Origin of the sequence: Pedobacter sp. MR2016-24 (assembly GCF_026239655.1) — a bacterium.
Classification (GTDB): domain Bacteria; phylum Bacteroidota; class Bacteroidia; order Sphingobacteriales; family Sphingobacteriaceae; genus Pedobacter.
Window position 1 is genome coordinate 1 of record NZ_JAPIVO010000009.1, and the last position, 13,005, is coordinate 13,005.

General features: G+C 41.2%; 11 protein-coding genes. 5 read left to right on the plus strand and 6 right to left on the minus strand.

Features of this window, described 5'->3' with window-relative positions; genetic code table 11:
* Positions 1-250: 250 nt before the first annotated feature.
* The gene (locus OQX62_RS22735; protein WP_265833962.1) at positions 251-946 is read right to left on the minus strand and encodes a hypothetical protein; all 696 of its coding nucleotides are present in this window, start codon (positions 944-946) and stop codon (positions 251-253) included.
* Positions 947-1,289: 343 nt separating this feature from the next.
* Between OQX62_RS22735 and OQX62_RS22740 the strand changes: the two genes are divergently transcribed.
* Positions 1,290-2,366: a calcium:proton antiporter gene (locus tag OQX62_RS22740; RefSeq protein ID WP_265833963.1), complete on the plus strand. Its 1,077-nt coding sequence runs from the start codon at positions 1,290-1,292 to the stop codon at positions 2,364-2,366.
* On the opposite strand, the gene arsB is transcribed toward OQX62_RS22740, so the two are convergent.
* From arsB to OQX62_RS22760, 4 genes are read right to left on the minus strand one after another with little or no spacing between them, the layout of a single operon-like run.
* Positions 2,326-3,426, minus strand: coding sequence for an ACR3 family arsenite efflux transporter (arsB, locus tag OQX62_RS22745; protein WP_265833964.1), 1,101 nt, complete (start codon positions 3,424-3,426; stop codon positions 2,326-2,328). The genes OQX62_RS22740 and arsB overlap by 41 nt on opposite strands.
* Before the next feature lie 3 nt (positions 3,427-3,429).
* On the minus strand, positions 3,430-3,855 hold the full coding sequence (locus tag OQX62_RS22750; protein ID WP_265834338.1) for an arsenate reductase ArsC: 426 nt from the start codon (positions 3,853-3,855) through the stop codon (positions 3,430-3,432).
* A gap of 16 nt (positions 3,856-3,871) precedes the next feature.
* Complete coding sequence (locus tag OQX62_RS22755; protein ID WP_265833965.1) at positions 3,872-4,441, minus strand: DUF6428 family protein; 570 nt, start codon at positions 4,439-4,441, stop codon at positions 3,872-3,874.
* 36 nt (positions 4,442-4,477) lie between these two features.
* Complete coding sequence (locus OQX62_RS22760) at positions 4,478-4,807, minus strand: ArsR/SmtB family transcription factor (RefSeq protein ID WP_265833966.1); 330 nt, start codon at positions 4,805-4,807, stop codon at positions 4,478-4,480.
* A 180-nt stretch (positions 4,808-4,987) separates the two neighbouring features.
* On the opposite strand from OQX62_RS22760, the gene OQX62_RS22765 reads away from it, so the two are divergent.
* Positions 4,988-5,791 carry an SDR family NAD(P)-dependent oxidoreductase gene (locus tag OQX62_RS22765; RefSeq protein ID WP_265833967.1) on the plus strand — a complete coding sequence of 268 codons (804 nt, stop codon included), beginning with the start codon at positions 4,988-4,990 and terminating at the stop codon, positions 5,789-5,791.
* 31 nt (positions 5,792-5,822) lie between these two features.
* Complete coding sequence (locus tag OQX62_RS22770) at positions 5,823-6,734, plus strand: helix-turn-helix domain-containing protein (RefSeq protein WP_265833968.1); 912 nt, start codon at positions 5,823-5,825, stop codon at positions 6,732-6,734.
* Between the two features lie 32 nt (positions 6,735-6,766).
* Here the strand turns inward: OQX62_RS22770 and OQX62_RS22775 are convergent, their stop codons facing one another.
* Positions 6,767-7,954, minus strand: coding sequence for a sensor histidine kinase (locus tag OQX62_RS22775; protein WP_265833969.1), 1,188 nt, complete (start codon positions 7,952-7,954; stop codon positions 6,767-6,769).
* 474 nt (positions 7,955-8,428) lie between these two features.
* Here OQX62_RS22775 and OQX62_RS22780 point away from each other — a divergent pair, with 474 nt between their 5' ends.
* Complete coding sequence (locus OQX62_RS22780) at positions 8,429-10,222, plus strand: DUF885 family protein (protein WP_265833970.1); 1,794 nt, start codon at positions 8,429-8,431, stop codon at positions 10,220-10,222.
* Positions 10,223-10,252: 30 nt separating this feature from the next.
* On the plus strand, positions 10,253-13,003 hold the full coding sequence (locus OQX62_RS22785; RefSeq protein WP_265833971.1) for a DUF5695 domain-containing protein: 2,751 nt from the start codon (positions 10,253-10,255) through the stop codon (positions 13,001-13,003).
* Positions 13,004-13,005: the final 2 nt, after the last annotated feature.

Genomic DNA, 13,005 nt, shown 5'->3' on the forward strand with positions numbered 1-13,005 from the left:
TGGGGGATATTTCTTCAGTATCATAATTATAAATAATGCTGAACATGAACAGAATGAGCCCCGCCGCTATCTGCTTTGCATCTGTGCTGCCCGGAGATTTGGAGGGGGAAAATATTGAAGATTGGTATACTATGGGACAGCAATTCGATTCAAACATTATTTAATTTGTTCTGAAGAATGACTTCGCCATACCGTTACTTCACCGATAACTTTAAAGGTTCAATAAGTAAAAGGCGGCAATTAATTTGATCTAATCCGCCTCTTCCTCATCAGGATTAAATCTTTTATACATTTCCATATCGAAGAAAGAAGCGGAGTTAATTTTGTCGACTTTCAATACGAGATCAGTCTTCAGCTCATTTTGATTGGTAACAGATCCATCCGCAATGTAGGAGGCATAAACTGTCAGGTATTGGGTAGTAAACACCAATTCCTTATTTTCATTCCTGTATCCGCTGAATGCTGGTGTAATTCTGATATAATTTGTAGTAAATGGTTTAGGTAATTCTTTTACCCAGCCAATATATACCTTGCCATTATCCATAGTAAATTGAAGCAGGTGAGCATCGAAAAATGAAGTGCTTAATAGCAACTCCAATTCATTGCCCACTTTTTCCAGTGATTTTTTAATCGCTTCTTTCCGGTCGAAAAACAGGTTAGCTATTTCTGTAAATGCTACTGCCGCCAGCAGCGTGAAGCTAGTTGTGCCGAAATAAGGTAATCTCACGGGCATTTGTGCGCCGATGCTTTCGATAAATTCAGGAAAGATCATTTTGGCAATAGCTCTCAGTATAAAACACGCTACCAAAAGAATGATTCCGGCGAATGCAGAGTTAAGCAGGATGCGCTGGCTCTCTAACCGATATTGGATATACCGCAGGTATTCCAATCGGATGAGTATATAATAACCGCCCACAAGGGGGAAAATGAGCAGGTTAAATGGCATAAATTTTATTTATTATGCTTTTCCCTGGTTATTTTTTTAAAGATATTTGACTCCATCATCGAGCTTACCATCTGCTGAATTTTCGGTTGATTGAAAAAGTCAGGACTTTTGATGTATAGCTTTCCGCTACTGTCGGATTGAATGATGTGATCTATTTCAGTTTTCTTAGCCATAAGTCAAATATACTGATAATTTTTATTCATCATATAACAATAAGAGCCTAAAAGAGTTTGACTTTAATTTAATGATGCCCCTGAAAATTAACAGCAAGAACGGACATTAATGAGGTATTTATAACTTGCTGTCTGTGCGTATTTAGTTAATAAAACTTAAATTAGCCAAAATGAAGAATATTCAATTGCCTAAATGGACAATGGCCATTCCAGCAGCTGCAATCCTGGCCTATTTATTAACAGGTGTCAATGATAGTATTTATCTTAAGCTTATACTGGCAACACTGCTGATTGGTAGTGTAATTGCTTCTGTGCATCACGCAGAAGTGATTGCGCATCGGGTAGGAGAACCTTATGGTACAATAATTCTTGCTATAGCAATCACTACTATTGAAGTTGGCCTCATTGTTTCACTGATGCTTGCCGGAGGAGACGGGGTCAAGGAACTGGCCAGGGATACTGTTTTTGCGGCAGTGATGATTATCATTACTGCAATTGTAGGCATTTGTCTTTTGTCTGGCGGGATAAAATTCAAGGAGCAATTATACAAGTTGCAGGGCGTAAATGCGGCTTTAATTACGTTAATGGCTATCGTGGTGTTAACGCTGATCCTGCCGAATTATACCACCACCAAACCTGTTGGTGAATATAGTACGAGCCAACTGATCTTTGTATCGCTGGTTTCTGTAGTGCTGTATGGAGGTTTTATTTTTATGCAAACCGTTCGGCACAGAGATTATTTCCTGCCCAAAGCGGCTGCTTCGGCCGAGGAACACGCTGAGGTACCGAATAATCCAACGGCAACTGCCAGTTTCATCTTTTTGCTGCTTAGTCTGGTTGTGGTTGTGCTTTTGGCTAAATTGCTTTCTAAAGATATAGAATCAATTGTATTGGACCTTGGGGCACCACAATCTGTAGTAGGGGTAATTATTGCAGCTATCGTTTTATTACCTGAAGGATTAGCGGCCTACCGCGCGGTAAAAGCAGATCGTTTGCAAACGAGTCTTAACCTGGCGCTGGGTTCTGCACTGGCCAGTATTGGTTTAACCATACCGGCAGTAGCGATGGTGTCAATTTTTACCAGCATGCCTATTGTACTTGGGATCGACACCAGTTCAACAGTACTTTTACTGCTTGCTATGGTCACCATTATGTTTTCGCTGGCTACGGGAAAAACCAATGTTCAGCAAGGTATTGTACTGCTGGTTATATTTGCGTCTTACCTTTTTTATACAGTGGTGCCATAGGTATTTGGTATTTCCTTTTAAACCATAAAGCCAGATTAACCAGCCCTATCAGCGCGGGTACTTCTACCAATGGGCCAATCACACCTGCAAAAGCCTGACCTGAATTGATGCCAAATACTCCGATAGCTACTGCTATGGCCAGTTCAAAGTTATTTCCTGTTGCTGTAAATGCGATAGATGTGCTCCTGGAATAATCGGCCCCAAAGTATTTGCCGGCAAAAAAACTGACGACGAACATGATCGCAAAATAGATGATCATCGGGATAGCGATGCGCACCACATCCATAGGAATCTGGACAATCAACTTACCTTTTAAACTGAACATGACAATGATGGTAAAAAGTAAGGCAATCAGTGTTATCGGAGAGATTGCCGGTATAAACCGATTTTGAAACCAATCTTCGCCTTTTAACCTGATCAGTCCATACCTGCTGATGATTCCCATGGCAAAAGGAATTCCTAGATATATGCCTGTACTTTTAGCGATCTCGCCGATGGTAATATTTACATTGAGACTTTTCAAACCAAAGAAGGGAGGTAAAACGGTGATGAAAACATAAGCGAACACACTATAGAGCAGCACCTGAAAGATGCTGTTCAAGGCGATTAGACCAGTTGCATATTCCCTGTTGCCTTCTGCCAGTTCATTCCAGACTACAACCATCGCAATACACCTCGCCACGCCAATCAGGATTAAGCCGACCATATATTCGGGATAATCTCTCAAAAAAGTTATGGCCAGAAAGAACATGAGCAAGGGACCTATAACCCAGTTTAAAAGGAGTGAAACGCTCAGGACTTTTGTATCTTTGAACACTTCGCCCATCTTCTCGTACCTTACTTTAGCAAGCGGCGGATACATCATCAGGATCAAGCCTATGGCCAGGGGAATATTTGTAGTACCACTGGAAAAGGAGTTGATGAAATCTGAAGAGGAGGGAACAAAATACCCGATTCCAACTCCAAATCCCATAGCAACAAAGATCCATAAGGTAAGATACCGGTCCAGGAAGCTTAGTTTTTTTCTTTCGCTGGCCGATGCACAATGGTTTGCTGACATGGTTTATGGATGGGTTTCAATTTTTTTTAGAAAGTCGAGCGCATATACTTTGATCAGCTCTCTGACCTTTCTGAATTCATTTTTCACCTCTTCTTCAGTTCCCTTTGCCTTTGCCGGATCTGGGAAATTCTGGTGAAACTTTTGCGCTTTTGTGGGAAAGTAAGGGCAGCTTTCTTTAGCGTTGTCACAAACCGTAATCACAAAATCAAAATCAATGTCTGCGTATTCATCAAGATGATTGGAAGTGTGTCCGGATATATCAATTCCAATTTCTTCCATTGTTTGAACAGCCATGGGATTTAAACCATGTGTTTCTATACCAGCACTGTAAACCTGTATATCCTTCTTATTGCCGAAATGTCTTAAAAAACCTTCTGCCAGCTGACTCCTGCAGCTATTACCGGTACATAATACCAATATCTTTTTCATCATATCTATAATTAAATTAGCAGCAGCCCGATCCGGGCGTACATACTGTTGCGTCACCAGCAAGATTAATCAGCTGTATTTTCGGTTTTTCAACTTTCTCCGCTGGTGTGCAGCATTCTTCTCCTGATGCTGTTGTACCACAACTCCCACCGCGGTTGATGGCTTTACATTGCGTAAAATCTGGGGTTAAACTAACGATCAGTTCATCACCATTTACATTCATCTGTTGAGGATACATTTGCCTGGTATCATAATCAGCATTGCCGAATTCAATCTTGACGATGCCTAAGGGATTAAGGGCTAAAGATTTTTCAACGAGTTGAACAATAGACATAGCTTTGCTGACTTCCATAGCGCGATCGCTCTCTTTAACAGCAGGCTCCCAGAGCTGAATAATAATTTCCGTCCAGGCATTCATGACCCCACCACAATCTACTGAAACAATGGGTGCCTGTTTAATCTCTGTAATATGATAGGAAGCATTTACCAGTTTTCCTTCTCCATATTGAAACTGAAGGCTGAGCGATGGATGTTGTTCTAACCTGGCTTTGAATGTTTGCCAGTTCATTAATTCTGAAGTAGTCATATATTGCAATTTTACGATTGATATAGTCAAAAAAAGCTAGCAGCAGCTAGCAGGACCTTTATAGGCACCTAAAAAAGTACCAATTTGTGTTTCCAGTAATTTCCAGGTAACGGGATTGATACAATAACATACACTCACGCCCTCTATGGTTCCTTGTATAATCCCGGCATTTTTCAATTCTTTGAGATGCTGGGAGATGGTGGCTTGTGCCAGACCCAATTCTTCGACCAGGTCTCCGCAAATACAGGTATCGGAAATTAAAATCCTTTGCAGGATAGCAATACGGGCAGGATGCGCCATCGCTTTTAAAAGCTGTGACAACTGGTTTTGCTGATCGGTAAATATTTCAGATTTGGTAAGTCCCATAATTCTCTATTGCAATATTACGATATATAGATGATTATTCAAATTTTTAGGGCTATTAATTCATCTACAGATATTTGATGAAGATAAAGGAACATAACTGACATTTAAACACAATGTCCTGACTTCCGGATACTTTTATATTGATGGCTTAAAGCACCTTTATACCATAATTAAGCAAACATGAAAATAACATTAATAACAGGCGCATCGGGTGGAATTGGTGAAGCTATAGTAAACAGGCTTGCCGAAAGAAAGCAGAATCTATTACTGGTAGCCCGCAATGCGGAAAAACTGGAGCAACAGGGCAAATTACTTGCTGAAAAGTTTGGTATACAGGTGCAATTTATTGCAGCTGATTTATCAGCACCTGCAACTGCGCAATTTATTCTTGAAGAAACGCAAAAACGCGGCCTTGAGGTAGACGTTTTGATTAACAATGCAGGGATAGGTTCTGGTGGAGAATTTTCCTCACTGTCGTTGAAATCAGAACTAGACCTGATACAGTTGAATATTTCAACTTTAGTGGCACTTACGCATTTATTTTTGTCGCAAATGCAAATCAGAAACAGTGGTACCATCATCAATATTGCATCTATGGCTTCGTTTATGCCTATTCCATATATGGCTACTTATGCTGCTAGTAAGGCTTTTGTACGTTCTTTTACGGAAGCAGTAAGTCAGGAATGTAAACCGTATCAGGTTCACATGATGCTGTTTTGTCCGGGTTTAACAAAAACCAATTTCAATAGTGCTGCCGGTATTGACAATGAAAAAGGAGCGGGCTTGAGTTCTGATTATAAAAGTGCACCTACACAAACGCCGGAACAAGTGGCGGACGAATTATTAGATGCATTAGATAAAAGAAAGCGCTTTGCGGTTTCGGGAAAGATGAACAGGCTGGCGGCGAATATGCTTGCATTGATACCTAACCGGTTCATCACCGTAAACTTTGCGAGATTATATCGTAAAAGATTGGGAATGTAATGTGTAAATTTGATATTGAAACCTGTCTGAAATGAGTAACGAGAACCATACTATCCATTTTGAAACCATTTCTCAACTACATCAAGCTCTGGGTATAGCAAAACCTAAACATCCGCTATTTAGTATTACCCGCTTTGAGGATTTTCCTCCGCTTGAGAATACACAACGGGTAAAACTGATTGCCGATTTTTATCAGATTACCTTGAAGAAGGAATGCCCCTGTAAAATGCAATATGGGCAAACTATGTTTGATTTTGATGAAGGTATAATTTCCTGTTTCGCACCAAAACAAATCTATATTATTGATAAGGAATTCACATTGGCCAAATCAGGATGGCAGTTGTCTATCCACCCGGATTTTTTAAGAACTTACGGGTTAAGTCTAAAAATGAAAGACTTTGGTTTTTTTGATTATGAAATCAGTGAAGCACTGATACTGTCAGATGATGAACAAAGATCAATTGAAAGTATTTTGGGACAGATCGAAAAAGAATACTTGTCTCCTATAGATAACTTTAGCCAGGATGTAATCATTGCTCACCTGGATGTGGTACTTTCTTATTGTAACCGTTTTTATAACAGGCAATTCGTTACCCGAAAAACAAATAACAGTGAAATGCTGAGTAAAGTGGAGAAAATCCTGAATGTGTATGCTGAACATAAGGGCAGTAAGGGTTTGCCTACAGCCAGCTATTTGGCAGCTGAACTTAACTTGTCGCCCAAATATTTAAGTGATTGTCTAAAACAGCTTACGGGCAACACTACGCAGCAATTGATTCAGGAAAAATTGATGGAACAGGCTAAGGAACTACTGACCTCAACTGAGCTGTCGATTAGTGAGATTGCGTACCAATTAGGTTTTGGCTACTCACAGTCATTCAATAAATTGTTTAAAAACAAGACGAGTCAGACGCCGCTGGAATTCAGACAGTCGTTTAATTAAAACATTGCTGCTATTTTATAATCAATTCCAGCTTAATCAAGATGCTGCACCATCGGTAAACTGAACCAAATCGTAGTTCCCTCACCTAATTTACTTTCAATGCCGAACGTTCCTTCATGTTTAGAAACGATTTCTGAGGCTATATACAGACCAAGACCTAAGCCCTGAAAGTGATGACCTGCCTCACCAACCCGGTAAAATCTTTTGAAGATACTGCTTAGATTTTTCTTTGCTATTCCGATGCCATAATCCTGTACGGCAATTTTAACGTATCCTGCTGCTGAACTTAGCCTGACATCAATTTTATTTGAAGATGGGGAGTACTTCACTGCATTATTGATCAGGTTGATCAGCACCTGTTCGATTCTAAACTGATCGCCCATAATCGTAACAGGCAAAGTTCCTTTAAAATGGATTTCATGAGTAGGGTGGATGGTTTGTAAGCTGCCGATACAGGCTTTAATAAATGCGTTCACATCAAAATTGATGATGTTCAGATCAACATTTCCGGCCTGTATTTTTGTCACATCTACTAAATCAAGAATCAGCTTTTCGAGTCTTAGAATGTGATAATTGGATTTCTCTATGAAACCGTAATAGGTTTGATCTTTACTGACTGCCTTTTCGAGCAGCTGGTTAATTGCTTTTATAGTAGTAAGCGGAGTTCTCAGCTCATGGCTAACTATGCTGATGAATTCATCTTTCTTGGTATCAACCTCGGCCCTGATCCGATCCATGTTTTTACGTTCTGTGATATCTTCAAAAATAGTATAGCCGAAGGTTGCACCACTATCCTCAAATATAATGGAGGTGACGCGACACCAAAGCGTAGCCTGATCTTTCATTAAAATACAGGTGTCTATACTAAAGCTGGCATTTTTATCTGCCCAGAGTTTTGCCTGGAGTTCTTTCCAGTCATTTACATATTCAGGATGGGCAATAGCTGTAATCAGTGTTCCTTGTAGTTCTTCTGCTGAATACCCTAAGAGTTGAGTCAGTGCGCGATTAACCTTTATAATCCGCAGGTCGGAGTCGATAATCTTATTGCCAAAGGTAGACTGCTCAAAAATGGTTCTGAATTTTGATTCACTGTTTTCCAAGGTTTTAATTACCCTTGTTTTTATTGCTTCAATAACTTTAGCGGCCTTGTCCGGTATAGGTGTGAGCGAAAAATCATCAGTTGTTTCTGTCTCATGTGCTTTTTGATGTGGCTTGGCCATTGTTGTTTATCTAAAGTGGAAATTAGGGTAATGATCTTTCTATCAAAGAATATCAAGAACGCAAAATCAACCGTAATACTAAAGTTTTGTTTTTAGAAGACAGCAATTAAATGCTATTTCAGGCAATAATTACAGCTCTGAGTGTAGTTATATCCTGCAATATTCCAGCTTATAGAAAGATTTTTTTTTGCGGGTAAATTTATTGCCAGCTCATCTGCAGATATAGATATTTATTGATGTCTATATATATTAAATCACGATAAATAACTTATCTGCAGAGCAGATAAAGTGCAAGGCTAATAATTGCGCCTGATTGTCCTCAGTATCAATTTAGACACAATTATCCTTATGTAATTCTTCTGTTTCAATTTTGGGTTAATATGCAACTAGATTTCATCAATTTGCAATTATTCTTTAGGGTTTTATTCTGCTAATTTAGTTTTTCAATAAGAACAACTAAACCTCCCGAACCGAATGAAACAAACCGCTATCCTTTTTACCGTATTTAGTTTACTTACAAGTCTTGCTGGCGAGAGCAGGGCACAGTCCGCCAATGAGCAGCAATTACTCACTCAAACGAGTGAAACAGCTGATATCATGATTAACTACAAGCAGGATATTGATGCCATTAAACGTTTTTATACGCCTTATGGAGCCGAAAGTGGGTATGGTTGGCGCAATGTAGTGACGCAGTCATCGCCAGAGCAAATGAAGCGATTAAAGGAGGTGAATGAACTGTACCTGGAAAAACTGGACAAGAAGGATTTCAACGGGATCAGTATCTATGGAAAAGTAGATGCTATTTTGTTGAAGCGTGATATCACAGCGGCACTGGGCAGTCTGGCTGCTGAAGAAAAGGAATACCAGCAGATTAGTCAGTATATCCCCTTTGCGGAAGAAATTTATCAACTGGAAAAGGGAAGGAGAAGAGGGCTGAGTGTAGATGGACAGCAGGTAGCAGCATTATATGCAAAACTATTAAAAGAAATAGATGCCGCAAATGTAAAGCTGGAGAAACAAGCTAACATAGATATGAAGCTGGCAGAACGTTTAAAGAAAAGTATTGAAGGTCTTGGTTTGAGACTAAAGAGCGTGTATAACTTTTATTATGGTTATGACCCTTTGTTCACCTGGTGGATTGAACAACCTCAAAAAGTATTGGCAGCGCGACTGGAGCAATATGCTTTAGCAGCAGTAAAAAAGGGAGAGGTAAAGACAACACAGAAGGCAGACAATAGTGGTATCGTAGGTGTGCCAATTGGACGTGAAGAATTTATACGTCAGCTCAAAACTGAGATGATCAGTTATACGCCGGAAGAATTGCTGGACATCGCGAATAAGGAATTTGAATGGTGCGACCGCGAAATGCTGAAAGCAAGTAAAGAAATGGGCTTCGGTACGGACTGGAAAAAAGCTCTGGAAAAGGTGAAAAACAGTTATGTGCCGGTGGGTAAACAACCTGAAATGATCTTGGGCTTGTACAACAGGTCGGTCGACTTTGTAAAATCAAAGGATATGATTACACTGCCCCCTTTGGCGGAAGAAACCTGGGGAATGATTATGATGACGCCAGAGCGCCAGCTGGTCAATCCCTTTTTTACCGGCGGTCGTGAAATCAGTATTTCCTATCCTACAAATACAATGGCACATCAGGACAAGCTGATGAGCATGAGGGGCAACAATCCTAATTTTAGCTTCCCGACAGTGCAACATGAATTGCTACCGGGACACAACCTGCAATATTTTATGAATTCACGCAGCAAGGCTTATCGTGATGGATTTGAAACCCCTTTCTGGACAGAGGGCTGGTCGCTTTACTGGGAAATGTTATTGTATGATAAAGGCTTTGCGGTAACACCTGAAGAAAAGGTAGGGATGTTGTTCTGGCGTATGCACCGTTGCGCAAGGATCATTTTCTCGGCGAATTATCATTTGGGGAAATGGACACCGCAGGAGGCAATAGACTTCCTGGTGGACAGGGTTGGGCATGAACGTGCCAATGCAGAAGGCGAAGTAAGAAGGTCTTTTACAGGTGGATACGGCCCGCTTTACCAGATTGCTTACCTGATCGGCGGACTCCAGTTTTATGCTTTGGAGCGCGAAATGGTAGAAAGTGGCAAAATGACTTTGAAAGCTTACCATGATAAGGTAATGCAGGAAAACAATATCCCTGTAGAAATGGTACGTGCCATTCTAACAAACCAAAACCTCAATATTAACTATCAGACCAACTGGAAATTTTATAATCAGACCCCGGCAAAAAAATAATACAGCCGCATCACAATTGAATCACAAGCTATGCAATTTATAAAAAACAGCCTCTTCAGGTTATCTTTACTGATCACAGTTCTGCCTGTTTCAGCACAATTATATGCACAGGAGCGTCCCTCGCCCTGGAAAAGGATACTAGATAAGCCAGTTACGCTGGATACAAAAAAGGGGCTGAATACTTACCATACGGCAGCATTTGATCTGAAACTGGTGAAATCATCGCAAACGGTAGCAGCGCTGAATCCGGTGACAGATAAGGGTTTTGATTTTACACCGGGTGAATTGCTCGAAAAGAGAAACCGCGACGGGCTTTACCATTTGGGAGATCTTAACCTGCGTTTCAGAACGGCGGGTTCGGAAGACTGGCAGAAAATATCCACTGCGAAAAAAAGAGCAGCTATTAGCCCCCTTGCCGTAAAAGGCAAAGTATTAGCTGCAGCTGATCTGGCACCCACACTGCCTAAAGGAATTCCTTTACAGATCAGACGCTTCTGGGAACTGTCGGGGAAAGAACTGGTACTCCGCTTCACGATTAAAAACACAGGAAATAAAGTGTTGGAATTGGGCGCTGTAGGGATACCAATGATCTTTAATAATGTGCTGCTGGACAAAACGCTGGAACAGACGCATGCGCAAAACGTATTTTACGATCCTTATATTGGTCAGGATGCAGGTTATCTGCAAGTGACGCGTTTAAACGGCAAGGGACCGGTATTGCTGGTGGTGCCTTACGGGAAAACACCTTTAGAAGCCTATAGTCCGTTATTGGATGATCCTACGCCAAAGGGTATTACATTTGAAGGATTTTGTGAATGGATGCCATTGAGTAAAGCTTATGCGGAAAAGGAATGGAAAGGAGTTTCACAATGGAATAATCCTACGTCGCTGACTTTGAAACCTGGAGAAACGCGTGAGTACGGCGTGAAATTTATTGTCGCCCCTGCAATAAGGGAGATAGAAAACAGGTTGATCGCGGAGAAGAGACCAGTTGCGGTCGGCATTCCCGGTTATGTCATTCCTGAGGATGTGAAGGCTAACCTTTTTCTGAATTATGCAAAAAAAGTAAAAGACATCACGATTTATCCAAAAGAGGCGATGGCCTTATCGGCATTGCCGGATACTAAAGGCGGATGGCAGCATTATGCGGTGCAAGGTGCAAAATGGGGACGTGCGAGGGTTACGGTTACCTATGAAGACGGGACTGCGCAGACGATCAATTATAAGGTTATTAAACCGGAAACGGAGGTGATGAACAACTTTGGTCAGTTCTTAACGCAAAAGCAATGGTATACCAGTGAAAAAGATCCTTTTGGCAGGAATAATTCTGTGATCTCCTATGACAATGAAAAAAAGGAGCAGGTAACGCAGGATAGTCGCGCCTGGGTACCGGGACTGAGTGATGAGGGTGGAGCAGGTAGCTGGCTGGCTGCAATGATGAAACAGCTGGTTCAGCCTGATCAGAAAGAGATAGCAAAATTGCAGCTCTTTGTGAACCACACATTGTGGGGCGGGCTACAGCACAGTGAAGGAAAAGAGAAATTTGGCGTGAAGAAAAGTATGTTCTACTACGAACCGGATTCTATGCCGGCAGGAACTTACAGCGACAAAATCAATTATAAAACATGGGCGGCATGGAACCATAAAGCGGCAAATGATATCGGTCGTTCTTATAACTATCCGCATGTTGCTGCGGCACATTGGGTATTATACCGTTTAGGCAGATACCATACGGGATTGGTGCAGGAAAAGAAATGGGACTGGTACCTGGAAAATGCATACCAGACCACTATGGCTATGGTTAACCTGGCGCCTTATTATGTACAATTTGGCCAGATGGAAGGCAGTGTGTTTTTATACATTTTACAAGATCTGAAAAGAGAAGGATGGGCTGCACAGGCAAATACGCTGGAAGCGGCAATGAAAAAAAGAGCAGATCATTGGCGCAGTCTTGATTTTCCTTTTGGCAGCGAAATGCCCTGGGATTCTACCGGACAGGAAGAGGTTTTTATGTGGTCTGACTATTTCGGTTATGCGGATAAAGCAAAGGTAACGCTGGATGCTATTCTTGGTTATATGCCTACTGTGCCGCATTGGGGATACAATGGAAGTGCAAGAAGGTATTGGGATTTCTTGTACGGTGGTAAAATATCACGCATTGAGCGTCAGTTGCATCATTATGGATCGAGTCTGAATGCGATTCCGGTGTTAAAAGCTTATCAGGACAATCCATCAGATTTTTACCTGCTGAGGGTAGGTTATGGTGGTTTGCTGGGTGGAATTGCAAATATTACGGAAGACGGATTCGGTCCTTCGGCCTTCCACTCTTATCCGTCTACGCTGGAGGTTGATGGATTGTCTGGTGACTATGGTTCAGGATTTTATGGTTATGCTGTGAATACTGCTACTTATATCGCCTCGCATAAAGAATTTGGCTGGCTGGCCTTTGGTGGTAATCTGGAACAGAAGGGAGACTGGGTGGAAACACAAATTACAACGGCAAAGAAGTCTGCTGTATTTATAGCTCCATTAGGATTATGGTTGAGCCTGGATGCAGGAACCTTTAGTTCGGTAGCCTACAACTTGAAAACTGCTGAGGTAAAAGTTAAGTTTGGGGCAAAGACTGCAAGTAATCCTAATGCTTATCTAACGATCAAAAATACCAATACAGGAGCTGGTGCCAAACAATATGTTGTAGGTGGAAATCCCGAACAGCTTGCGGGCGCCAATGTGATTCCGCTTGAAGATAAAGAGCTTACCGTTCAATTGAATTTAAAATAAAC